The sequence below is a fragment of the Halorhodospira halochloris genome, from assembly GCF_002356555.2.
Lineage (GTDB): Bacteria > Pseudomonadota > Gammaproteobacteria > Nitrococcales > Halorhodospiraceae > Halorhodospira > Halorhodospira halochloris.
This window is the reverse complement of sequence record NZ_AP017372.2, coordinates 2,257,535-2,279,502: the sequence shown is the minus strand read 5'-3', so window position 1 is coordinate 2,279,502 and position 21,968 is coordinate 2,257,535. Positions and strand designations below refer to the sequence as shown.

General features: G+C 57.8%; 21 protein-coding genes and 1 CRISPR repeat array. Of the genes, 6 read left to right on the top strand and 15 right to left on the bottom strand.

What is annotated here, in order from left to right:
* Positions 1-42: 42 nt before the first annotated feature.
* The 8 genes from csx2 to cas6 (HH1059_RS10240) form a co-directional block, all read right to left on the bottom strand.
* Positions 43-1,254, bottom strand: coding sequence for a TIGR02221 family CRISPR-associated protein (csx2, locus tag HH1059_RS10280; RefSeq protein ID WP_096410067.1), 1,212 nt, complete (start codon positions 1,252-1,254; stop codon positions 43-45).
* A 46-nt stretch (positions 1,255-1,300) separates the two neighbouring features.
* The gene (gene cas6, locus HH1059_RS13505) at positions 1,301-1,927 is read right to left on the bottom strand and encodes a CRISPR system precrRNA processing endoribonuclease RAMP protein Cas6 (protein ID WP_162549510.1); all 627 of its coding nucleotides are present in this window, start codon (positions 1,925-1,927) and stop codon (positions 1,301-1,303) included.
* A gap of 1,206 nt (positions 1,928-3,133) precedes the next feature.
* On the bottom strand, positions 3,134-4,633 hold the full coding sequence (locus HH1059_RS10265; RefSeq protein ID WP_096410064.1) for an RAMP superfamily CRISPR-associated protein: 1,500 nt from the start codon (positions 4,631-4,633) through the stop codon (positions 3,134-3,136).
* On the bottom strand, positions 4,634-5,629 hold the full coding sequence (gene csm4, locus HH1059_RS10260) for a type III-A CRISPR-associated RAMP protein Csm4 (protein ID WP_096410063.1): 996 nt from the start codon (positions 5,627-5,629) through the stop codon (positions 4,634-4,636). It lies immediately after the preceding gene.
* Between the two features lie 14 nt (positions 5,630-5,643).
* Entirely contained in the window at positions 5,644-6,447 is an 804-nt protein-coding gene (csm3, locus tag HH1059_RS10255) for a type III-A CRISPR-associated RAMP protein Csm3 (protein ID WP_096410062.1), read from the bottom strand.
* Positions 6,448-6,449: 2 nt separating this feature from the next.
* On the bottom strand, positions 6,450-6,899 hold the full coding sequence (gene csm2, locus HH1059_RS10250) for a type III-A CRISPR-associated protein Csm2 (RefSeq protein ID WP_096410061.1): 450 nt from the start codon (positions 6,897-6,899) through the stop codon (positions 6,450-6,452).
* The gene (gene cas10, locus HH1059_RS10245) at positions 6,896-9,526 is read right to left on the bottom strand and encodes a type III-A CRISPR-associated protein Cas10/Csm1 (protein ID WP_096410060.1); all 2,631 of its coding nucleotides are present in this window, start codon (positions 9,524-9,526) and stop codon (positions 6,896-6,898) included. Before cas10 ends, csm2 begins: the two co-directional genes overlap by 4 nt.
* Complete coding sequence (gene cas6 / locus HH1059_RS10240) at positions 9,523-10,266, bottom strand: CRISPR system precrRNA processing endoribonuclease RAMP protein Cas6 (protein WP_162549509.1); 744 nt, start codon at positions 10,264-10,266, stop codon at positions 9,523-9,525. Before cas6 (HH1059_RS10240) ends, cas10 begins: the two co-directional genes overlap by 4 nt.
* A gap of 414 nt (positions 10,267-10,680) precedes the next feature.
* Between cas6 (HH1059_RS10240) and HH1059_RS13500 the strand changes: the two genes are divergently transcribed.
* Positions 10,681-10,872 (top strand): hypothetical protein, encoded by a 192-nt coding sequence (locus HH1059_RS13500; RefSeq protein WP_162549508.1) that lies wholly within the window; start codon positions 10,681-10,683, stop codon positions 10,870-10,872.
* A gap of 24 nt (positions 10,873-10,896) precedes the next feature.
* Here the strand turns inward: HH1059_RS13500 and csm6 are convergent, their stop codons facing one another.
* Positions 10,897-12,024: a CRISPR-associated ring nuclease Csm6 gene (gene csm6 / locus HH1059_RS10235; protein WP_096410058.1), complete on the bottom strand. Its 1,128-nt coding sequence runs from the start codon at positions 12,022-12,024 to the stop codon at positions 10,897-10,899.
* Between the two features lie 139 nt (positions 12,025-12,163).
* On the opposite strand from csm6, the gene csx16 reads away from it, so the two are divergent.
* The 4 genes from csx16 (at position 12,164) to HH1059_RS14130 (ending at position 15,320) form a co-directional block, all read left to right on the top strand.
* The gene (csx16, locus tag HH1059_RS10230) at positions 12,164-12,454 is read left to right on the top strand and encodes a CRISPR-associated protein Csx16 (RefSeq protein WP_096410057.1); all 291 of its coding nucleotides are present in this window, start codon (positions 12,164-12,166) and stop codon (positions 12,452-12,454) included.
* 161 nt (positions 12,455-12,615) lie between these two features.
* A CRISPR array of direct repeats spans positions 12,616-13,147; the repeat unit is 36 nt; unit sequence GTCTTAATCCCTTCTCAAACAGGGCCAGATTCAGAC.
* A 632-nt stretch (positions 13,148-13,779) separates the two neighbouring features.
* Entirely contained in the window at positions 13,780-14,187 is a 408-nt protein-coding gene (locus tag HH1059_RS10225) for a secondary thiamine-phosphate synthase enzyme YjbQ (RefSeq protein WP_096410056.1), read from the top strand.
* A gap of 42 nt (positions 14,188-14,229) precedes the next feature.
* The gene (msrA, locus tag HH1059_RS10220) at positions 14,230-14,772 is read left to right on the top strand and encodes a peptide-methionine (S)-S-oxide reductase MsrA (protein WP_338033905.1); all 543 of its coding nucleotides are present in this window, start codon (positions 14,230-14,232) and stop codon (positions 14,770-14,772) included.
* A 107-nt stretch (positions 14,773-14,879) separates the two neighbouring features.
* Positions 14,880-15,320 (top strand): DUF488 domain-containing protein, encoded by a 441-nt coding sequence (locus HH1059_RS14130; protein WP_162549507.1) that lies wholly within the window; start codon positions 14,880-14,882, stop codon positions 15,318-15,320.
* A 127-nt stretch (positions 15,321-15,447) separates the two neighbouring features.
* Here HH1059_RS14130 and HH1059_RS10210 read toward each other — a convergent pair whose 3' ends face one another.
* The 3 genes from HH1059_RS10210 to HH1059_RS10200 all read right to left on the bottom strand — a co-directional run bounded on the left by HH1059_RS10210 (position 15,448) and on the right by HH1059_RS10200 (position 17,976).
* On the bottom strand, positions 15,448-16,380 hold the full coding sequence (locus HH1059_RS10210) for an arginase family protein (RefSeq protein ID WP_096410053.1): 933 nt from the start codon (positions 16,378-16,380) through the stop codon (positions 15,448-15,450).
* A gap of 183 nt (positions 16,381-16,563) precedes the next feature.
* The gene (locus HH1059_RS10205) at positions 16,564-17,538 is read right to left on the bottom strand and encodes a L,D-transpeptidase family protein (protein ID WP_096410052.1); all 975 of its coding nucleotides are present in this window, start codon (positions 17,536-17,538) and stop codon (positions 16,564-16,566) included.
* Positions 17,539-17,697: 159 nt separating this feature from the next.
* Positions 17,698-17,976: a hypothetical protein gene (locus tag HH1059_RS10200; RefSeq protein WP_096410051.1), complete on the bottom strand. Its 279-nt coding sequence runs from the start codon at positions 17,974-17,976 to the stop codon at positions 17,698-17,700.
* On the opposite strand from HH1059_RS10200, the gene HH1059_RS13495 reads away from it, so the two are divergent.
* Positions 17,968-18,360 carry a hypothetical protein gene (locus HH1059_RS13495; RefSeq protein ID WP_162549506.1) on the top strand — a complete coding sequence of 131 codons (393 nt, stop codon included), beginning with the start codon at positions 17,968-17,970 and terminating at the stop codon, positions 18,358-18,360. The genes HH1059_RS10200 and HH1059_RS13495 overlap by 9 nt on opposite strands.
* A 71-nt stretch (positions 18,361-18,431) precedes the next feature.
* Here the strand turns inward: HH1059_RS13495 and HH1059_RS10195 are convergent, their stop codons facing one another.
* Genes HH1059_RS10195 through HH1059_RS14000 form a run of 3 tightly spaced genes read right to left on the bottom strand, consistent with a single transcriptional unit; the run spans position 18,432 to position 21,902 of the window.
* Positions 18,432-20,369, bottom strand: a complete 1,938-nt coding sequence (locus HH1059_RS10195) for a DUF262 domain-containing protein (RefSeq protein WP_096410050.1) — start codon at positions 20,367-20,369, stop codon at positions 18,432-18,434.
* Positions 20,362-21,771: a DUF262 domain-containing protein gene (locus HH1059_RS10190; protein WP_096410049.1), complete on the bottom strand. Its 1,410-nt coding sequence runs from the start codon at positions 21,769-21,771 to the stop codon at positions 20,362-20,364. The genes HH1059_RS10195 and HH1059_RS10190 overlap by 8 nt, the downstream gene beginning before the upstream one ends.
* Complete coding sequence (locus HH1059_RS14000; RefSeq protein ID WP_275951824.1) at positions 21,768-21,902, bottom strand: hypothetical protein; 135 nt, start codon at positions 21,900-21,902, stop codon at positions 21,768-21,770. The genes HH1059_RS10190 and HH1059_RS14000 overlap by 4 nt, the downstream gene beginning before the upstream one ends.
* Between the last annotated feature and the right edge of the window lie 66 nt (positions 21,903-21,968).

Sequence of the window (21,968 nt, the reverse complement as noted above, 5' to 3'; positions counted from 1 at the left end):
GTGCCGGATAAGAAAAGTTGCTCATTTCAGGACACTGCCTGGCTACGGTAGTAACCGGTCCAAGGCCTCGCTCAACAGTTTATGCAGAGCTTGCGGGCTGTGTAGTGCAGCCTGGACATCGGCATGTTTGGGCTGATCGCCGTGGGCGAGGGCGTTGCGTAACTGACGCAATTGATGAAAGGCACGGCATTTTGGATCTTCTTTGCTCCGGCCTTGGCAGCTCTCAGCAAATGCATCACTTGCAGCTTTCCGTTTCTCGTGGTGGTCGAGTTGTTCTATCGAGTGATGCTCCCGCGTCAGCTGCGTAACAAAGGCTTCGTAACCATAGAGCGCAGCACGCAGGTAGTCCTTGCGCTCCAGTGCGCTGCGGGCGTGAGCGGCTTGACGAACATGCAGATGCTGACCGTCAACCCAGCTTATCTGATCCTCTAAGATTGGCTGGAAAAGACCGGCCGGTCCCGGTAGGGTAGTCTCGCTCAAAGTTTTACGTGCCTTGCGATAAGGACCTCTGGCCTGAGTCCCTTGGTGAATCGTCTCCTTAAAGCTTCCCTGGGCCAGGTTTTCGGCAATTTCTGGGGCCTCTTCGCGCAGAAGCTCGGCAACTCGCGACAAATCTCCTGTGGTGCGGCTGTGCTGGATCGCCTCCATCCAGTCAGCGAGCGCTAGAATGCCGACGATGTTGTGCATCTCGGCCTCTTTGGCGCCTGGCGGTAGCTGGGCATACCACAAGGCATCGACGCTGAAGCTCTGGGAATCATCTAGAGTGCGGCGATAAAGCGCTGCCATCATCGCTACCATAGGTAGGTGGCGGAAGCCGTGCGTGATGTCTATGGTTAGCCGATCGCTGCCTGAGGTGGCATCAACTAGGGTGTGGAGAATCTCCCAAGTCTGCTCCATGCCAGGTGTTTCGGGGATCAAGCGCAAATCCACCGTAAAAGAGGCCGTTTCGCTAAGTGCAGCTGCTACCTCAGAAAGTTGCTCGGCAGTGGTCGCTTGATTATCAACACTATCTGAGAGCGCGAGATCCTTCTCCTCACCCAGTTTGACTTCCGGGTAGTCAACGATTACCTGATCCCACATGCTCCCCGAGGTGCCGAGAATTACCAGTCGGTCAGGCTTAGTGTATTGGGCAACGCCATTGCCAATGAAGGCAATGCCATTCTGTACAGCACCATCGGGAAAATTATAAGCGATGCGCTCATAACCCTGCTCAGGGCGTCTAGTGCGACCAATGAATGAGACAAGTGTGTGCACCCTTAATGCTCCATTGTTGTAATGGGTTTACTAAGAACAAGTAGATCTAATTATCAGCGGCGTATTCTGCTAGCTGATAGCGGCCCATACCCATCACAGCGCCTTTGCCTACGTGCAACCATTGTCCTAACCAAACCCAAGGCCATATCTCCTCTGGGACTGAATCAAGTTGAAACTCTCCAAGTAGGCCTCCCATCGGCACACGGCGATCTTGTGGTGTTGAGTGACGGTGCCAATCAAACCAATGCAGCTCTGATCGGTTCAGACCGATTGATCGGCCGAGCTGAGTCAGGTATCTAAAATCAGTTTCAGTTGCTTGGCTAGTTATACTGTTGAGCATGGAAGCTCTGCGCAGCAGGGCAGAGATAAAAACTCCAGGATCGAATTGTTCGGAGCCCACATAGCGGTTTTTGCGCCGCAACCGCAAAGGGTGCTGCTGCACTCTGATGGTTATAAATTCTGGAGGATGGGGAGGATGTTGCGGCGTTGCTAATTCATTTATCTTGAGCAGCTCTTCTGCTGTGACGTTGATTTTGTTGTCTGCCCCGCTGGCTGCCAACCCATCTGTATTAACTAGGCTAATCCTCTGGAGCTTTAGCTTTGAGCGCTTAAGCTGGAGGTTATGCAACACAGGTAATAGCGTAGGCATCCAGCGCAGGGCAGGGTTAAGCAAAATTAGCTCTACCTCTATTTCACTCCCGGCAGAATATTCACCCCCTGGGCTTACCGGTGAGAGAACAAAAGGGTGGGGAGCTTTAGGGTAGTTTTTAAGTAATTTTTCCGCACTAACTTCTTCGCTGTAGGGGTGGGTCCTCGCAGTAACGGCCTGCGTTGGTGTTTCAAACAGCTGGCCATAAGCACAATGGGTGGCGGCTAAACATCCATCACAACGCTCCGCTCCTGTCACACAGCTAGCACGGCGCAGTCGGTAACCTAAGGCGCTACGCCAGATAGAACCCGGAAAAAATGGCAACTTAACCTGTTGCTCAGCACGGTAATGCAAACGCAATGGCAATAAGGGAATCATCGTTTATTTATTTTATATGATGCTTAGATTTAAGCATTTTTGCTTGAAAAAAAATTCTGAGATTTTAAGGTATCGGCAGCTTGCAGATGTATTTAATCTGTCAATATTAAGTGCTTACGGCGAGCCGGATTCAGTCCGGACAAAAATGTTATTAGCACCACCTGTCGCTGTTTTAATCCCTTCTCAAACAGGGCCAGATTCAGACTGGTCGGGTGGGAGTGCCCATTCAAGATACAGATCGTCTTAATCCCTTCTCAAACAGGGCCAGATTCAGACTTACTCAACCAATTGCAATGTTCTATGTCACGGGGGTCTTAATCCCTTCTCAAACAGGGCCAGATTCAGACTCTGCTGCGACTGCGGAGCCAACGCTCAGGAAACGTCTTAATCCCTTCTCAAACAGGGCCAGATTCAGACTCCTCGGCTCTATAACCCCTTTCAAAACAGATATCTACAAGGGGGTTTGACAGAAATTGAGGTGCCCGAATACTTAACATAAGCTGGCATCTGCACTCTATTCTCATTTTTAAAGACCCCCTGACTATCTTCACGATCATACCGGTTATAACCAAGCAAGGCCAGTGAGCGCTTTGCGGTTCCGGGCCCAGGGCTAGCAGTAGGGCCTGTCACATTGAACATGCTACCTTCGCGGATCCGTGCACACTCGCGCATGCCGCATCACCGAAATGCACCTGCTTGGGATTGAGTCAAACTCCAAGTTTTGGCTGCGGGCCTACTCGACCGTCCCCGGATAGCGCGAGATAAACCAGGCTTGCCTAATTCCAACAGGGCAGTCCAAATCGCTGCTAAAGCTCCTGGTTCTTTGATTGCTGCTCTCTTTGTTGTTTGATCTTATTCGCCCGTCAGTTCGCCATAGATCTGCCGAGCTTGCTTCATAGCCCTGCCCCGTGGATCGTTCCACCAGCCTCGCTCTTGCCACCGTCGCCGGATATCGGCAAGCACTTCGCTGCGGGTCTCCAGATCATCGATCAGCTGGCAGGCCTGCGCCAATTTTTTGCCCCGCAGCACCTCTTCCAGGGAGCTGTTGTGCGCCTTCTGGAGCTCGGCGATCTTGGTGTTGACCCAAGGGTGGCCCGCGTCGCCGGGATCCTCACGATCCTTTTGCTCTTCAGGGTCCTGCCCGGTGGGAGGTGGCCCGGAATCCGCTGGCCAAAGTATCACCCAGCCGAGCGGTGCCTGCGGCTGCCCGCGCTCCACCACCAACCGCCGGGTCTTGGGGAAGCGATGCGGCTGCTTCACCTTCCAATGTGTTTCAGCAAGCACGGTGTGGAAGGTTTCGTCGCTCAGCCAGTCCCCGGTCATGCCGAGCCAGCCGATGCCGAAACCTAGTCGTAGCGGCGCGCCCCCTTGCTGGATCGCCTGCTCCAGTTGCTGTTCAAGCTGTTGCCAAGTTCGGTAAGCGGCCTTAAGCTCCCATGCAAATAAGTCTTTCTTTTCACGCTGGATTTGATGACGGGCATGGCGTATGAGCACATCCCGCAATTCACAAAAGCCTCTGGGCAACGCGATATGCTCGTTGCCTGTGGCACGCCAAGCGGACTCATTAGCGCAAAGCAGGCCGTCCCAACTGATCTGGGTGGCCAGCACAGTCCCTGGAGCCAGGGCTTCAGCATTCAGGGCCGTGGCTTGGGACCAGTCATCGACCTGGCGCCTACCTGAGCGGGTAGTGACGTGCCATCCGACCTTTCCGTCCCGCGGCGACTTAGCTATCCGGATGTCCACCCAGCTCAGGGCGCTCCTCGGTGCTTGGGCATCGCGGGGACGCAGGACGCGGAAGGCATCGGAATTGGGACCAGGTCTGCCCGATCCGGCGTGGGCGGGGGCACTGGTCAGTCGGCCCAGGAAGCGGGCGGCCGCAAAACGCGGTGGTTTATTCAGCTCCTGGGCGCGAGGCTGAATGACTTGGTCGCGTAGATGTTGCGCGATCCAAGCCGTGCGCAGCGCACCCTTGAGGGCACTGCCGGGCAGCAGCGGGCGAAGCCAGGCGTCCTTGATCGTGGACCGGATCTCCGGGGAGGCGGGGGCGTGCCCAGGCTCATGGGGCGGCAGGTCGTAGCCCGGAGCATGGGAGGCGCCGCCAGCGAGGGTTACAAGATCCTGCAGGCCGGGCATCTCCTGGTGGGCCAGGTAGGCCTCGACCTCGTCTCCGCCCTGTTCAGCGAGCCGGCGCTCAAGCCCTGCCTTGTCGATGACCCGGAATGGGTGTCCAGGCCGCTCCTGGACGAAGTCGGCGTCCTTGATCAAGCTTTCGCCATCGCCGATGTGCAACGGCGTGACCACCTCGATGCACACGTTCTCGGTTTCCGGGCGGGCTCCACGAATGTCGGTCATCTATCCCTCCTCGGGTCGCAGCATCAGGGCTCGGCCATCCCGGTAGATAGGGTGGGGCAGCTCCGAGGCCAGAGCTCTGGGCGTCACGTCCAGAACCCGGCCCTGGATCGTCACGGACAGGAAACTTCCCTCGGTGAGCATGCGCACTCGGGCGCGGCGGATGCCGTAATTCGCGATCCAGCCACCGCGCGTCGTGATGTCGTAGGCGCTACGCTCATCGCCTGCCCATTGGCGCTCGCTGAGACCGGGATTGGCCAAGGAGACGAGCACACCGGACTCTCCCGGCTCGGTTTGGCGGACACCGAGCCGCTCCTGGAAATCTGCAGCAGGCTCCCAGGTGAACTGTCCGTTGCCGGCGTTTCGGTCGGCTCCGAGGCCCGTATCACCGAGTAGCGACAGGGCTGCCTCGAACCCTTGTCGAGCAGTTTCATCGGCGTGCTCTGCGAGCAGGTACAGACCCGCCGAGGGGAGGAAGTGAATGCGCCCGAACTCGAAGAGCTGCCCCTCCACCGGGCCGTCGGTTATGCGGTCTACGTTCAGCCGGGGGCGTCGCTCCTGCGCCCAGGCGGGGGAAGGCTCAGACGCCTCATCCCGGGCGAGTGCGATCTCTTTTTGCGGGGTACAAACCGTATCGGGATGAAGGGCCTGTTGCCACCCCTCATGCCAGATCCGGTGCCATAACCGGGGGGATAGCCATTGAACACCTTTGGTTACTTTAGCCAACGCCGGATCGCCTTGCGGGGCTGGGGCAGCACGATGCGGGACTGGGCGCGGTAGCAGCGGCGTACCTTCTAACCATGGCATCGCCGAGCTAACCCGAAACGGCGGCTTCGCGGCACGTGCCGTGGCGTTCTCGGGGTCCAGCTGACCCCAGGTCGTCAGCAGCGCGGCGCTCACGGTATCGGACCGGACGAACGGGTCACTAGCCTCGTAATAACCGGTTCCTCGGTCATCGATGTGTAGGGGCGCTCGAAAGTGTAGGCGGTAGCAACGCATGGCGCTACTCCCCGTCAGGCGGTGGCCGTGGATGGGGAGGTTGCCTCCGGGTGCCCCTGGAGCGCTGGCGGGATATCCAGATCCGTGATGGGGATTGCCTCGCGGCCCTCCCGGTAGGCCTGGCTGTCGCGCTCCAGGAGCTCCCGGAGGTCCACGCTGATCCGACCGTAGCCGCGCGAGCCGTTGCCGCCGAGCGTATCGTCCTGGAGCAGGTCCAGACCCTCAAGGATGAGGTTGAGCCACTGCTGCCGGTCGTCGGCGACCATGACAGTAATGACGAGCTCAAAGTCGAAGCGGGCGCCCGCGGGAACGCGCTCGAGCTGCCGAGGCATGGCGGCGGAAGTGATGCGGTCGATGCTGACCTCAGTCTTGACCTCCGTCATGGGCATGTCGGTGCCCGGGGCATCCATAAGTGCCTGATAGCTATCCGGTGTGAGCCGGGCATCGCGCACAATCAGCCGCGAGGGGCCGCGGGCGTTCTGGTCCGCAGTGATCCCGAAGAGCTGGGCGAGCGCAGTGCTCGGATCACGCCCGGGCACCCCGGCGTTGTTCTTGCCTAGCGCAAAGCCGCCCTCGGCATTACCATTCGCACCCTCCAGCCCGCGAGCACGCTCAAGTAGCGAGCGCAGCTTGCCCCGCAGGGAGCTTCCGGGGACGTATGGCGTATGGTCGAGCGGGTCGCGGACCACTACGCTGTCCGCACCGCCGATGCCCAGCCCCGTTTCACTGCCGCCGATGTGCAGCCCCGTCTCGGCGCGCAGCTCGCCGCGTAGAAACACCTTGGACTGCAGTGTGGCGTATTGGCTGACATCCGTCATGGCTACTTGCCTCCGTGGTACTGATGATAAGCGACGATGGCCTCATAGAAGGCGCTCAGGCGCCGTAGCGCGTTCTGGTCGCCTTGCTGGGCTACGACATCGAGGGCGGTTGTTACCGCATCATGGAGCGGCTTGAGTCTGTTCTCTCGCGCGGTGGCGTAGGCAAGGCGTGGCTTGAGTAGCAGCAGTTCGCGTCGCACGTTCGGAGAGAGGGGTGCATCCCCGGAAGGGCTGTGTTGCTGCTCGCGCATTTCTAGGCGCTTGATGGAGGAGAAGATGTTGCGCACCTGGCTAGTAGAGACCTGTTTGCCCATGTCCTGGCCTAGACGCTCCGCCGTAGCTACGAGCTGGTCCGCCTGATCGTCCTCGATGAAGCCGCGGATGGTGGCTGGATCGGAACCCGAAGGTCCCTGTTGCTTATGCCTAGGGTGGTTGGCATTGGCTGCGTTCATGGTGCGTGTACCTCCTCGCCTCTATCTGGAAGATAATTACCGCTTTGCCGGTACTTGAGCTCGACCCATCGCCCGGGCAGGCCTAGCAGGTGCGGGTCCGGTGGCTTGTGTGGCTGTTGCTGCTCGATGAAAACTTCCTGGAGCCGATCGATCGCCCCGACCGCTTCGGTGTGATGCTGATGCCGACGGCGCAGCCGCCGCAAACGGCTCAACAGCTGCCAGCGCCAGCGCTGCGCCTCGACAAGCGCGTGAAGTTCGGTATCGCTCCAGCGCCCCTGCGCATAGCGCCGCTGCAGGCCCTCCATGTCCGCCACGGCGCGACGCAGATAGCCAAGGACAGCGCGATTGCCCGTCGCCTCGAGGAATCTCTCCAACTGCTCGCGCACTCCCTCGACGTGCTCCATCTGCTCCCAGCCGACCGGGGTATGGAGGAAGGCGAGGGCGCACTTGTCGCGGGTTTGGCCCTCTTTATCGCTGCGTCGATGACCCTTGGCGTGCTCCTCCTGGATTCCGGCGAGTTCCGCGGCGTGTCCGATAGGGTAGCGCCCGCCCACCAGCTCGATACCACCAGAGAGGGAGAAGACCGGGTTGTGGCTGGCAAAGCGCTGCAGATCGTGCTGGATGCGTACCGCCAACTCCGGCATCGCGTGCCAGGCACCGACGATAAAGAGATCGTCGCCGCCGGCGTACATGATTTGCGCTGGGGCCTCTGCCTGCTCGAGCAGGCGGGTGAGGTGAGTGCTGAAGAACCAGTGCAGCTGCCGCGATAGCGTAGCGGTGCGCGACAGCGACCCCATATCGGCGCTGCTTTCGGTTTCGGTGGTGCTGCCGAAGCGCAGCCCACGGGCGAAGATCTGCCCGAGATTATCAACGTCCATGCGCAGGATGCCGAGCCGCTTAATGCCCTGCGAGGATGCCGCGAGCTCCTCAAGCTCGCTCTCCCCGCAGCTCTCCTGCCAGCGACCTATGAAGCGGGCGCTGTAGGCGATCCCGGGGCGGGCCTCGGCCAGCTCTGGCCAACCCTCCAGGCGCTCCAAAACGTCGCCGGCGGCGAGCGGGAGGCTCTCCGGATCCTCGCGGCTGGGCAGGCGAATGACGCGGCCAGTGCCGGGAAGCTCCCATCCCCGTCGCTGCGTGCCCGGCTCGTGCCAGGTAATCGCGCTCGCATGCCGGATGGCCAAGCCTAGCTGCTCAAGATCATTGCACTGTTGGCAGAGCCTGCGGCCTTCTCCGCGATCGCAGATGTCGCCCGGCGGATCGTCGCGCCCACAGGCGTGGCAGTGCCCGTCTTCGGACGGAGATTCGGGGGCAAAGAAATCCTGATCCTCCTTTTCTGGGGGATGCGCCATGCGTCCTGCCCAGGGGCGCGTGCGGTCCCGGTGGAGGTCATCTATCGTCGCCTGCCAGCGCTCGCCCATATGGCCCGCCCGGAAGTGATTCGGGGCGAGGTGTGCGGTGCCCAGGCCTAGGCGGAGCTGGCCCTGGAAGGGGGCCAGAAGCTCATCGTTGATGGTCGCGGCGACCTGACGAGCCTGATCCACGCGGGTGCTGGGGATAAGCAAGAAAAATTTGCCGCCCGAGGCGTATATCTGCGCCGGTGCGTGCAGGTCAAGCTCGCGGCGCATGCGGCTGGCTAGACCGTCGGTGAGAAGCTGCAGGTACAGCGAACGCCCCCGCAACGCGCGAGCTGCTCCGCGACTGGTGATACGGTAGATGAAGCGCTGGATGCCTGAGAGATCACCGCATACCAATGCCCACTTGGCGGTCTGGTCCCTTTTCTCGACGTTCTCCAGGCCGTCGCCTTGGTCTTGGTGATAGGTGTACAGCCCCTCGGCGATGGCAGCCGTCACCCGCAAGTGGTCAAACAGCGAGATGTCCGGGTGCGCGGTGTTAGTTGCCGAGGGCACCTGGGCGGTGTAACGCTCGAGCAGAGTAAGTAGTGTCCCTATGATCGCGCTGGGCGGGGCCTCGGCGGTGGGGAGTTGCTCAAGCTGGCCGAGTAGGTCTTGGCCAAGCCGTGCGTAGGCGTCCCCCAGATCCTGCTGGCTTACCCAGGCGCATTTTTCACGATCCCAGTTCATGGGCGGATCCATTTTGTGAGCATGCTCCGGGAAGTAGGGCGACCCTGGCTCCATCGGTGTCAGGGGGACGCGGGTTTCCGTGGTGCGCGCTCGACCGGGATCGGCCTCGAGGGTTACGCGCTCCAGGATAGGCTCGAGCCGGACTTTACGGCTGATAAAGCGAGCGTCGATGCCTAGCGGATCCCGCTCCTGGCTTGCTAGATCATCGGCTCTCTTTATGAGAGCCTCCAGGGCGCTCGAGGGCTTGTGATGCCGGGCGGCCAAGTTTAGCCAGTGATCCGTACCAATCCCGAGGTGCTCTGGATCAAGCGCAGGTATTCGCTCTGCAAGGCGCTCGGCCCAGGCCAAAGTATGAACAGCGTGCTTGTGGCTAAAATAACGGCCCCTTATTTGAAAAGGGCAGTATGCTTGAAGCATATCCTCATCATTTCTATAGCTGTCGAGCAAGTCGCCTCGCTCGAAGAGCTTGCCGATGTCGTGGATCAGGGCGCCGAGCACAACATGATCTTGCGTACGCCAGCTGGTTTTTATTTGCTCCGTGCTCATGATATCGCGTCCTCGCTTATGATCTCGTAGCGACCAAGACCCATACTAGCCCCACGGCTAGCATGAACCCACTGGCCGAACCAAAGCAGTGACCAGATGAACACCAGGTCGTTACCATCAAGCAGGGCTTCGCCGATGACTCCCCCCATAGGAACGCGTCTGCCTTGCCGAGCCGAGAAGCGTTGCCAATCGTGCCACCTCCAGTCAGTCTTTTGCCAAGCTATGCCGCGCGCTATCTCAACCAAGGTGCGGGGATCTCCTTCCAGGGGGCCTGGGCCGTGGAACTGGCTGAGCATGGACAGCCGCCTTAGCAGGGTACGGAACAGGTCGTGGAAAGCCAGCTCTTGTGCCGAAACGTGCCTGCCTCCACGACGAACTCGCAGCGGAGTGTGCAGGCGCAGCCGCACGCGATTAGGCACCGGCGGTGGTTTCGGGTGCTGCGCTGGTTGCGGCTCAAACGTCTCGCCAGGAAGGTACACCAGCGCCCAATCCCCATCACCTGGCCCGCACTCCTGGTGCACCGTCTCCAGAGCCAGCGGCACACGCTGCGGGCCTAGCCCCTGCTCGCCGGCAGCCTGCAAGACATGGACCCAGTAGGGAATGGTGCCGGTCGCTCTGCCTAGCAGGGTGACGCCGAGGGAAAGTTTTTCGCCAGCGCTAACCTGGCCACCACTATTTAGCGACAAGCCAAGTACAAAGGGATGAGGCGCCTTAGGATAGCGCGCCTGCCATTTAACCATATCTTTACCTAATTTATCGGGAGCAGGTGTGGGCGTTTCAAAAATATCAGCATGGATGCAATGCCGGTATAAAAGACATAGCTCGCATGTACGCTTGCCTGTTACGCACAGATGGCGTTTAAAAGTGTGTCCCAATAACCCCCGCCAGGCGGACCCGAGGTAGCGCGGCAGTCGTCCGTCTTCTTGAGCACGGAAGGTGAAGCGATAGTGGGCTACTGGCATCTCAGGAAACATTACGGGCTCTGCGGGTTACTAAATTAGTCTTGCTCGAGCTTCAGTAAACAAACTAAGAAGCTGACGGCGGGACACGCTACTACTGGCTAAGTCAGCCTCAATCTCTTCATGCTGGGGTAAACTAGCACGTGCTGCCCCGGCACAGCTATTTTTAATATCCACAACAGGAGTTGTTCCGGCTTGCTGATTCATAAAATGCTTAAAGCTTATCCGCCAGTAGTGCCGCAGCATCAGGAAGGCCTGCCGGGTATGCATGTGTGTTTGGAAAGACTTGCCAATATGGATCCTGAAGGGCATAACATTCACTCTATCGTTTTACGCATGCATGAGCCGATCTTGATAGGGCAAATGGTTGCACAACAACAACTGTAAAAAGACATTGGCAAGCTTGCCGGCTCAAGGCTCCCCCACCATGCGGATCTGTTCAGGAGTTAAGCGGAGGGCATAAGTGCTTTGCGGGCGGTTGCTGCATGCGTGAATCTGATAGCGCGCTACCGCCCGAGCCGGTAAACCGCTGCGCTCGGCGAGCGCTTTGTTAAGTCGCGAGCGGGTGCGCTCGAAGTAGTTGGAGCACCCCTCCGATTCTAGTTCTTCGCGCGCTGAGTGGAGGCTTTCGTGAAGCGGCGAATTGCTGCCGTCGAGCCAATCTATGTAGCGCTCCAATTCCTTCGCTGCTTCGTGATCAAAGCGCAGAGGTGGCTTTTCTCGTCGGGCGCGATCGGCAAACCAGGTTAACCAGACGAAGTGGGTAGGGGAGAGCTTTATTACCTGACCCTGGAGATTGGCGGTTCGCTCGGCTAAATCGAGGGCAAGCTGAGCTGGCGTGATAACTTGTTGTGCACGCTCAACAGCTTCACTGAAGGAAAGTCCGGCATAAGGTAAATCCTCACCTAGTTCCTCACGCAGGCGCACGAACGGGAGGTCTGCTAGACGCACCTGCGCCTCGGCGGTGCTGATGATGTCGTTACGACCGGGAAGCTGCAAAGTCAGTGGCTGCGGCGGGGGATAAAAGAAGCTCGGATGCGACTCAAAAGGTGCGTTGACTAACACATGGCTGAGGCGGTCACTCGGTCGTGCGTATAGCGAGAGCGAGTAACCAGCATAAAAGCCCATGGTTTTGCGGCCCCCGGCAATAGAGACGTGGAGTTTCTGCGTCTGCTGGGTGAGCTGACGTATGCGCTCATGGATTAAGTCAGCTGCGGCGCAGTTGTCCTGCTCAGTAACTATGTCTGCCAATGGTTCCCCATCTAAGCCGTGGATTACATGCACACATGACTCATCAAAAGCCAAGTTTGCTCGATCAAGGCCGTAGTCTTGATAAAAACGATCCAGGTAGCCATGTCCACCATCCTTAGATAGCAAGGTTAGTAGAAGACGCCTTCGTCCCTCCGTGGTTGTAATGATTTCCAGGCGGTCGGGTAAGGCACCCTGGCTCTCAATGGTGATTGCATACAGCGTCTCTGTAACCACTTGCGGCGTTAGCCCGGCGATACACAGAAGCGTATTCTTGCCCTCGGTTGCCATGAGGGTTTCCTTTATGAGCTATGATTTGCCATAAGTATAGGATAATGCATGTTTGGCCCTGAACCCTGCAAGCTTGCCAACTTCTGGCTCTGTGTAGCGCACAACTACTCTCTATAGGGATTGAGAAATCGGAGGTTTTATGACTACTTGGTTTGTTTCCCGTCATCCTGGAGCAGCGGCTTGGGCCGAGCGTCAAGGAATAGAAGTGGACAGGTTTGTTGAGCACTTGGATTGGGCAGCGGTCGAGCGAGGAGATGCTGTTATAGGGACACTACCGGTCCATATCGCTGCGATGATCTGCCAGCGCGGTGCTGCCTATTGGCATTTGTCGCTGGAGCTGCCTCTAGATATGCGCGGTAAGGAACTTAGTGAAGATGACATGGAATTAGCTGGTGCCAGGATCGAGCGCTTTCACGTAGAGAAAAAGTGACTCATCCAAAAAATCACTCGATTGAACTTCTTGTAGATACTTAATTAAGTCCCAATCTGCGTGTTTATTTGTTCTGAGCTTTAAAGTAACCCCGCCGCATAACATCCCAGTACAGCAATATTCCGGCTCTGCAGAATTAGCGATTTTGTGCAGCCAGTTATACTCTAATCCCTTCTCAAACAGGGCCAGATTCAGACGGCTGTTGAATCGTTAACAGCTATCAGAAAGGAATTGTCTTAATCCCTTCTCAAACAGGGCCAGATTCAGACGGACCAGGACACGGAATGGTTCAACATAAAATTGTCTTAATCCCTTCTCAAACAGGGCCAGATTCAGACATCCGCGTATGACAACTCTTACGCACTGGTGGGGTCTTAATCCCTTCTCAAACAGGGCCAGATTCAGACCAACTCGAGCGTGACGAAATAAGCCCGGAGTGCGCGTCTTAATCCCTTCTCAAACAGGGCCAGATTCAGACGTGATGAAGGCGGTGCCCTACGTCCAAAAGGACGCCGTCTTAATCCCTTCTCAAACAGGGCCAGATTCAGACGATAGTGTAGGCAACCAAAATCCTGTCAAGGTCCAGGTCTTAATCCCTTCTCAAACAGGGCCAGATTCAGACAGGGAAGCGATTGATATATTTCAACGAACTATAGGGTCTTAATCCCTTCTCAAACAGGGCCAGATTCAGACTCCTCGGCTCTATAAGCCCTTTCAAAACAGATAGCTACAAGGGGGTTTGACAGAAATCGAGGTGCCCGAATACTTAACATACGCTGGCAGTTGCACTCCATTCTCATTTTTAAAGAACTCCAACACCTATACTGGATCATACCGTCTGTAACCAAGTCAGGCTAGAGCGCTTTAAGGGTCCGTTCTGTGGACAGTAGGTCATATAACCTTCAACACTGACCACGCTACCGCCGGGCACGTGCAATTTCGCGCGTGCCATCCCGACATACCCATAACCATTGCTGGATTACTCCGGCACTGGTCGCTAGCATGGCCCGGGGGGAGGGCACAAGAATAAGCGTATATATCATGAAAGTATTTGTAAATAATTCCCCAAGCTAACCCAACCAAAGGAGCATACGGGAGCGTCATATCATGTCGCTTGCCCTTGGTTGCTTCTTGGCTGATGCTGAAATAAGGCGCTTGACGGGGCCAGCCTGGGTGGCTTATCACCACCGAATCGCCGGCGGGACAGGCTAAGAGCAAGGGTAGTATGGTGGAAGAATAGGGAAGTAGGCTGGAGCGCCGAACACATCCTCGGGACGAATCAGTGCTCCGACATCTCCGGCAACCTTTAGAGCAGGGGTGAAGTTATGCGCAAGACCATCACCGTGACTACCCATCAACGCGAGGAGCTCGTTGACATCACTGAACCGATCCGGCGAGCCGTCGCGGAGGCGGAAGTTAGCGACGGCCTGCTAGCGCTCTATGTGCAGGGCGCCACCGCGGCCATCATGATCCAGGAGAATTGGGATGCGAGCGTCCCTCGCGATGCCGTCAACCTTTTACAGCAGCTTGTGCCTCGCGGGGTCTGGGAGCACGATTCGCAAGATGGCAATGGCGACTCTCACCTTAAAGCCGGGCTCATCGGCCCGAGCGAGACCATACCCATAATCAACAGCAAAATGGGGCTCTCCACTTGGCAGGGTATCTTCCTCGCTTGCGAGTTTGATGGGCCTCGCCGTGAGCGCACGGTGGTATGTACGCTGATTGCTATGTGATTTAGCAAGGTAAAGACCTAACGGCAGCGAGGAGAGATCAGGGTGTCACGCTCTATCACAGTAGGCGGCGGCTGTTTTTGGTGCATCGAAGGCGTTTTTCAGCAGCTTCCAGCAGTACACCAAGCCATCTCCGGCTATGCCGGCGGCGAGTCGCCCGACCCAAGCTACCGCGAGGTTTGCAGCGGCCGTACCGGACACGCCGAGGTAGTGCAGGTTAACTTTGATCCGGAGCAGGTCGAGGAGCGAGCCCTGATGGAGCTCTTCTTTGCTATCCACGACCCGACCCTGCACAATCGCCAGGGTCCCGATGTAGGGTCACAGTATCGTTCGATCATTCTCTATGCCGATAAGGAGCAGCGGCAGACCGCCGAAGCCGTCATCAAAGAGATAGGGGCAGCAGGCGAATACTCCGCGCCCATCGTTACCGAGTTGGTTCCGTTAACTACTTTCTATCCGGCGGAAGAAATGCATCAGCGCTATTACGAGGCGGCACCGGAGGCGCCTTACTGTCGCTCGATGATTGCACCTAAGATCGCCAAAGCCCGTGAGCGTTTTCCTCGCTTGTTTGATGGCTGGGCAAATTAACCAGCGGGAAGGACATATTGTGAGGTGGCAACGCTTCTCAACGTCCGCCGTACGACACTTTTTTGTGCTGCCACAGCGCCACCAGAACGCAGCATGAGTCGGTAATCGTGCACACGCTCTACACCACCGGCTACGAGCGCACCGATCTCGACACCTTTATCGTTACCCTGCAGAGGGCTAGCGTGGCGACCGTCATCGATGTTCGGGCCAGCCCCCACTCCCGTCGGCGGGAATTCGCTTTCAAGCACCTCGCCAGAGAACTCCCCGGCGCCGGCATCGGCTACGAGAGCTGGCCGGTCCTCGGCGCCCCCCAAGCCGCCCGTGACGCCGCCAAGGTGGGGGACGCACAGCGCTTTTACCAGCTTTACGCGTCGCATCTGGAAGAACCGAAGCCCAAGGACGCTCTCCATTCCCTCGCCGAGCGAGCCGTCACCGAGGCGGTAGCCCTGCTCTGTTACGAGCGGGACCCGGCAGAGTGTCATCGGCTGTTGATCGCGGAGCGCTTGGAGCGAAGCCACAAACTCGCATCGCATCACCTGGCTGGATAAGCATGTGGCAACGGATAGGCGCCCACGCGAGCGTAGGCCGCCGCCGATTCGAGGACTTCGCGCACCTGCCGTTGGGTTGCCCCTTCCCGGCCCCTAAGCCGACTGGGAACATCCACGCGTGCCAACCTCAGGCGATTTCCCGGACAACGGCAGTCCAGGCTGCAGCGATGTTCGACAAGTCGTAGCCGCCGCCACCCAGCGCTAACAACCGACCTTCAGCCCAGCGTTCAGTCAAAACGCGCAGACGTCGTGCCGCCGATGCGTGCGTCTTCGACGTATAGCGCAGACTCGCGAGCGGATCCCCGGCAAGCCCGTCGGCACCGCACTGCATCACGATGACCTTCGGCTGGTGTCTCTCAAGATGCGCTTCGATGCGCTCCCAGGCTTCGACAAACGCGTCGTCGTCTGCGCCGGGAGGCAGGGGGACGTTGAGCTTCGTGCCGTGCGCTGCCCCCTTTCCTTGCGCCTCGGCGGCGCCAGTGCCCGGAAATAGCGTGCGACCATCTTGGTGGATGTCCGCAAAGATCACCCGTGGGTCGGTCTCGAAGCTATCGTAAACCCCGTCGCCGTGGTGGACGTCGATATCCACGTAGGCGACAGGCGCTACTCCGGCGGCAAGCAGCGTCTCCAGAGCCACACCACAGTCGTTGTAGACACAGAAGCCGCTCGCCCGGTCGCGCTGGCCGTGGTGAAGCCCGGCAATCGGGACGAAGGCCCGCCGCACGCGCCCTGCCAGCAAGTCGTCGACCGCGGCGGCCACGGTCCCCACGACACGCTTGGCTGCGCCGTCGATCCCGGGCACGGCCGGCGTATCTCCCAGGTCCAGCGGCGCACCCGTGCCAGCCAGCGACTGGACACGCTCGACGTACTCCCGCGCATGAAAACGCGTCAGCGTCGCCGTATCAGCCTCCGCTAGCGGCAGCGCCTCATACGCAAGCTCGAGTTCATCGAGCGCCTCGAGGAATGCCGCCATCCGCCCTGGGCCAAACGGATGGCCAGGTCCGAAGTGGTAGGCCCCGAGCCGCTTATCGGTAGCGATGCGCAGCGGTACGCCCGTCATGGCTCTACCTCCGCAGATCGTCAACATGGCCAGAAGCAGCAGCGTGCGCTAACTTGATCAGAATCTGTATGAACACTCGGTTGCCCCTGCCTTGAGAGAAGTGGCGGCTGGTGACACGACTGTTGGGTCTACCCCATGTCAGAATGACCGCTTACTGCCTAACGAAGTTATCCCGGAAGGCTATCAGCGCTTCCCGGCGCCCTCTTCGCCTACAGAAACACGCACGGCGATGCCGTCCTGATCATTCACCGCTTCGATCAAGCGTGCGCCGTTGATGGCGACACCCTCACCGGCTATATCAGGCAGGGCGCGGACGAAACGCCGGTCAAGCTCCGGATTCGACCCGTCGGGCGCCGACGGATGGCTCTCGACCCAAACCTCGCCCCGCGCCGAGCGTCCGATCCGGAAAGGCTGATCGACGAAGCGCACCGGTGTCCCCGCCTTGACACGCTCAAATAGGTGCTCTATATCTTGCGGATGCATCCGTGCGCAGCCGTGCGAGGTACGCTCGCCGATGCTGTGCGGCTCGTTAGTACCGTGGACGAGGTAGCCGTCGACCTCAAGTATAAGTACGTGTTCCCCGAGCGGATTCTCAGCACCCGGCGGAACCATGCGCGGCAAAGAGCCGCTTTCATCACTAGCGGCTCGTGAGTCACGGATCGATTCCGGCGGATACCACGCCGGGTTCTCAAGCCTCTCGGCAACCTCGGTCTTCATCGCTACGGGCGTCGGCCATCCCTCCCGGCCGGTGCTGATCGGGAAGACCTCGACCGCATCCGTCTCTTCGGGATAATGGAAAAGCCGCATGCCGGCGACGTCGATGACCAGACCCTCGCGCGGCGTATCGGGCAGCACATGTCGGGCCGGAATGCGCAGCGCCCTTTCTGATGCGTTCTCTGTAGCCGTGTGCGGATTCGCGGCACGAAGACGCTCAACGCCCACGCCCTCGCGCTCAGCTACCTCGGCGAGAGCTTCATCAGGCTTCACCGGAACGTGGTAAACGCCTCCGACGACCTCTACCTGCGCTGGCGCCTCGTAACGGTGCAGCGCGCGCTCCCGGTCTCCCGGCCCCGCGCTAGCCGTGGATGGGCCAGCCAAAGCCGGAGCGAGTAGCGCTGCAGCGGCGGCGGTGCAGATCGTGGGCGAGCAAAGCCACATATCTCTGTTCTGGTCAAAATGATTTCGGACACCAATTTTAGCAGCTTACCTCAGCATACTTCCGCCGGGGCCAAGCCCTTGTTGTGGTTCAAAGGTAACGGACACCTCGCTCTGGTTCAGCAAATGCATCCGCTAACTTACGCGCGCCTACAAAGCACCTCAACTATACCCACCACCCTCCATTTCCTCACCTGTGCCATCCCCCCTGCGCAGCACCTCCATCAAGGCCTGGCTTTGCTCCTGATGGTAGCGAGCTAGCTCCTGTGCCTCTTGGTGCCGCTCTCTCTCCTGCATTACCTCAGCCTGCAACTGCTCAATCCGCTCCTTATGGCGATCAACCTGGCTCTGCAGACTAGCGTAGTCCTTTTCGAGCCGATGCCTCTCGTGTTCTGCTTGGTTGCGTTCCTGATGGGCGCTGTCTAGTTTCCTTTGCAGCATTTTCGTTTCCTGCTTGAGCTGATCTTCGAGCTTCTCGGCGCGCTGCTGGTAGCTGTCTCGCTCGTTGGCGATCTCATTGGGGCCCTCTCAGAAAAAGGAAAAAATCGTACGCTAGGGCAGCTGCAGCGGCCGTATTCGCCTGAACTTGCTCGCGCCGGTCTGAAAGTCACCAAGCAGTCCGGTCACAAGGGCAGTTGCAAGCCAAAAATGACAGGCAGCGAGTTCGAGTCAGTCAAGAAGCTGCTGGCCAGAGGGGTGCCGCCCAATCACGTTGCCAAGGCACTCGGCCGCTGTACCGCTGGACGCCGGCGTCAGCGCATGCTTAGCGTACGATTTTTTCCTTTTTCTGAGAGGGCCCCTACGGGCGTTTCGAACTCGACATGAACACTCGGCTGGCCCTGCCCTGAGAGAAGTGGCGGCTGGTGACACGACTGTTGGGTCTACCCCAATTCCGTTCAGCTGTAATGACACGAAATTAACTCAAACATGGCTTCTTGATGGGCTTCAACAAGGTTGGGACTCCATTCGCCTTGGCCCATTAGTGAGAATATTTCCTTAAGTTTGAGTGAGTCATAACTTCCATTATAATGGCTTCTGTCCTTAAAGTCTGCCTTTTTCTTGTTTACAGATTGGTAGCCGTAAGACGAGTTTTCACTGGGATTGAGTAGTACCAAGTTCCCAAAAGCATCAAGGTAATCCCGCTTCATCTCATTTTTAAACTCCTCATTTTGAGCGTAAACATGCTCAATGGAGTTGCGTGATACGATGCGGTAATTGAGCACCTTCTCATCTTGGCTGTGATCCCTCTTCCAAAGAAGGTATTCCAGCTTCTGGAACCAGTAGTGTTCGAACTTGGTTCCGCAGGGGGTTTTCAGATATTCAATGATGGCAGCTACCGACCGTTGGGCAGAGACATCACCCGAAAGCAGCTCAAAACTTGCTTGTTTCTGGGATGCTTCTGCAAGGGAAAGCTGGTTATCAATTCGCTCCATAATGTCCAGAACTGTGTTTTCCGAGGGGTTTGTTTCCATGCACAAAAGCCCGAGAAACGGAGTCAGCCAGTATTGGGCACTGTGTTCGCCAGTGAAGTGGCGAACGCTTTGGAGTGGTACTAGCTCGAAGAGCTTTTTTACACTACGGGTTAGATACCAATTACCATTCGACGGGCTGCGGTTAATATCCGTCAGCCGGAGTTGCCTCTCATCCTCATCAGACCGCTCTACCCACTTCACGACCCAGCGATCAAACTGGTAACGCACTTCCCAGAGACATTCTACAAATTCCTTGACCTCCGTCTCTGATGCGTCGACAAGAACGCTGAAGCTGTCGATAAGCCGCTCGCTGTGGAGACGGCCACCAATGTCGGCATAGCCAGAACGGGCGGTGTAGATACGGAGTGCGTGCATCAGAAGAAGAGGAAAACCTATGATTGACTGGCAGTAGACCGTATCGTCCAGATCCAGAGCACTAGATCCTTCGTTCTCATCGGGGTAGGAGCTATCTGCCAGTTGGCTGATGGTGAGCCCAGAACCCGGCCTTTCCGCTTCAAGATTTTGCTCCTCGGACAGCAAAAAACGCGCTGGGTCGAAATGGCGCAAATGCTCTGGGAGCATATCCGACCAGTCGGTACCTCCAAAAATCTGCCGGACGTTCCGCTCGAAGTAGTTGTCCATTTGCTCGCAGGCTTGCCAGATGGCTTCGTAGCGGGATTTATCCGTGGAAATTCGCCTAAGCAGCATGGATTTCAGGATATCGGACTGTTCCAGCTGTACTCCCCGGGTATTCATGGTTGCGAAGAGGCGGTTCAGGTCCATGCTCCCAGGCATGGTGTTATTCACCCACTGCACATTGGTATGGATGTAACCAGCCAACTCGATCCGACGGTCCTTTTCTATGGCACCTACCAACTGCTTTAGCACATTCAGCGCGTCGTCAAGACGTGTCAGATAAGGATTTGTTTTCACCGCATCTTCACCAGGATACTGGTAGCCGTCCAGCCCTGACCAATAGCCCAGTAGTGCCTGGACCTGCTCACGGATGGCGAAGGTCAGGCGTGGCGCATTCCCCCGTTCGGCCAGTGGATTCAGAGCGGTCTCCTGTCCTGTGACACGAAAGGCCAGAGCGATCAGCATCAGCGTGGTAATGCGTTGCTGGCCGTCTATAAGCTCGTAGGCAGCACCTTCAATGTGAGAAATCGGCGCGGTCAGAACGGTTCCGATGTAATAGTTGGAACAAGCATCCCACTGCCATGCGCGGAAAATGTCGTCAAACAGCTTCACTACCGCGTCATCGGGCCAGACGTACGGGCGCTGGTAACTGGGAATAACGAAGGCGATGTCCTCGTCGAGAATTGCCGCCGGGGCCTGCACCTGCGTCAAAACACAATTATCCATGGTTCACCACCTCCAGCGTAGATTTGATCGCTTTCTGCAGCGCATCGTCATATTGTTCCGCCATCCGATCCTTTGGCAGCTCCAGACTGAACCATTCGTTCACGGCCTGGACGAAGCGTTTTTTGACACCATCATCACTCTGGCCAAGGTTCTTAGCACTGACCTTTACCTCGAACAGACGCAGGCGCTCCATACATTGTTCGTGGGTGTAGCTCATCAGTATCCAGTCGAATACGGGGTTTTCACGAACAAATTTGGAAGCTGTAGCTTCCTTGACGGTCTTTTCGTTGGTCACTCGCGGAGCATAGACAACCCGAAACAGCCGTAAGCTAGCCTCGAAGAGTTGGCTCCGCCCGAAATGACTGGCGTAAAGCAGCAAGCAACTGTCGTAGAGCTTCTTCAGGTAGCTACACCCTTGCCGGCCGACGATCAGCCCCTGATAGAAGTTGTGGAAAGAGTCTAGATCCGGCTCTCGGTGGTTAGTCAGGAGTATTCGGCGAAGGCTCTCAAAATATTCCAGATAGTGAATGGAGTTAATACCTGCGTTGAGGGGCTGGCGCATGGCGTATCCGTCTGCATGAGCCACCTGCACTACCGCACCGTCCGGGGTCCGAGAGGTTGCGGTTAGACCATAAGCCACATCGGCGTGCCCCTCTCCGGTATTCTCAGCCAGCTCCGTGACCACAGTCTCGCGTACACTGAGCGGCTCGCGGCGGGATGGGACGTGCCGGAAATTAAGTGCATTCCAAGAGCGAGCCTTGAGCACCGCATCCACCACCGGGTTCAGATCGCCGAGGCTCTCCCAGAGACGTGCATAGCGGTCCTGCCGGCTGCGAGGTGTGGCCCGCAGGTGATGGGCCTTGATGATATCTGGCCCGCTCAAGCGTACACCGCCGGTATTCTGGGTTTCGAAAAAGCAGTAGGCATCGTCCTCGCTACGGGTGACCACCACGGTGATGTTAATGCGTTCTAGCTTCAGCCACGCCCGGTTCCAGTTTTCCTGCTGTTTCAGCCACTCTTGGTTTTTCCGAATCTGTGCATGACTGAGTGGCGACTCATAGCGTAACTTCGGTTCACTGCCGGGCGCCTGCTGCCACATTAGAAGAGCCATTGTCGTCAACCGTTGCTGGCCATCGATGATGTTGAGACGACCTTCCCCGTCCTGATGCAGGATGATGCTGCCCAGATAAAACAGGTGCGCTGGTGACGAACCAGGGTGAGGCGGGCAAAAATATCGGCGTAAGTCTTCCAGCAGGCGTCTGATTTGGGCCTCCCCCCATCGGTAGGGGCGCTGGTATTCGGGAAGATGCAGGTTGCCCTCGATCAATGTACCGTCGCTGGCCTCGAAGGTCTCACCTGAAAAAAGCTTGGCAACGGTACAACTGGCGACAACGACGGTCATAAGCCAGCCCTGTTATCATCAATCGCTGCACTCTGCATGTACGTTGCCTTGCCTGTCCTGGTCAGGCCCATCTGTTCAAGTGGCAGTTCGATGGACACCTCCGCAGCCCGTTCGTTGGTTCGGTTAACCATAATAGTCTCCTTGGCTCCTTATTCCTTCACATTGTCCCGGATAATTCAAGAAAAAACACCAAAGGC

What these genes read in the sequence shown, in the direction of transcription:
- HH1059_RS10190 (WP_096410049.1), bottom strand. Translation starts at nt 21,771, where the DNA reads ATGACCGTCGTTGTCGCCAGTTGTACCGTTGCCAAGCTTTTTTCAGGT.
- HH1059_RS10225 (WP_096410056.1), top strand. Translation starts at nt 13,780, where the DNA reads ATGCGCAAGACCATCACCGTGACTACCCATCAACGCGAGGAGCTCGTT.
- csx16 (WP_096410057.1), top strand. Translation starts at nt 12,164, where the DNA reads ATGACTACTTGGTTTGTTTCCCGTCATCCTGGAGCAGCGGCTTGGGCC.
- cas6 (WP_162549509.1), bottom strand. Translation starts at nt 10,266, where the DNA reads ATGGTTAAATGGCAGGCGCGCTATCCTAAGGCGCCTCATCCCTTTGTA.
- HH1059_RS10195 (WP_096410050.1), bottom strand. Translation starts at nt 20,369, where the DNA reads ATGGATAATTGTGTTTTGACGCAGGTGCAGGCCCCGGCGGCAATTCTC.
- HH1059_RS10265 (WP_096410064.1), bottom strand. Translation starts at nt 4,633, where the DNA reads ATGACCGACATTCGTGGAGCCCGCCCGGAAACCGAGAACGTGTGCATC.
- csm2 (WP_096410061.1), bottom strand. Translation starts at nt 6,899, where the DNA reads ATGAACGCAGCCAATGCCAACCACCCTAGGCATAAGCAACAGGGACCT.
- csm4 (WP_096410063.1), bottom strand. Translation starts at nt 5,629, where the DNA reads ATGCGTTGCTACCGCCTACACTTTCGAGCGCCCCTACACATCGATGAC.
- HH1059_RS10210 (WP_096410053.1), bottom strand. Translation starts at nt 16,380, where the DNA reads ATGACGGGCGTACCGCTGCGCATCGCTACCGATAAGCGGCTCGGGGCC.
- HH1059_RS10205 (WP_096410052.1), bottom strand. Translation starts at nt 17,538, where the DNA reads ATGTGGCTTTGCTCGCCCACGATCTGCACCGCCGCCGCTGCAGCGCTA.
- csm6 (WP_096410058.1), bottom strand. Translation starts at nt 12,024, where the DNA reads ATGGCAACCGAGGGCAAGAATACGCTTCTGTGTATCGCCGGGCTAACG.
- HH1059_RS14000 (WP_275951824.1), bottom strand. Translation starts at nt 21,902, where the DNA reads ATGGTTAACCGAACCAACGAACGGGCTGCGGAGGTGTCCATCGAACTG.
- csm3 (WP_096410062.1), bottom strand. Translation starts at nt 6,447, where the DNA reads ATGACGGATGTCAGCCAATACGCCACACTGCAGTCCAAGGTGTTTCTA.
- cas10 (WP_096410060.1), bottom strand. Translation starts at nt 9,526, where the DNA reads ATGAGCACGGAGCAAATAAAAACCAGCTGGCGTACGCAAGATCATGTT.
- HH1059_RS10200 (WP_096410051.1), bottom strand. Translation starts at nt 17,976, where the DNA reads ATGCTGCAAAGGAAACTAGACAGCGCCCATCAGGAACGCAACCAAGCA.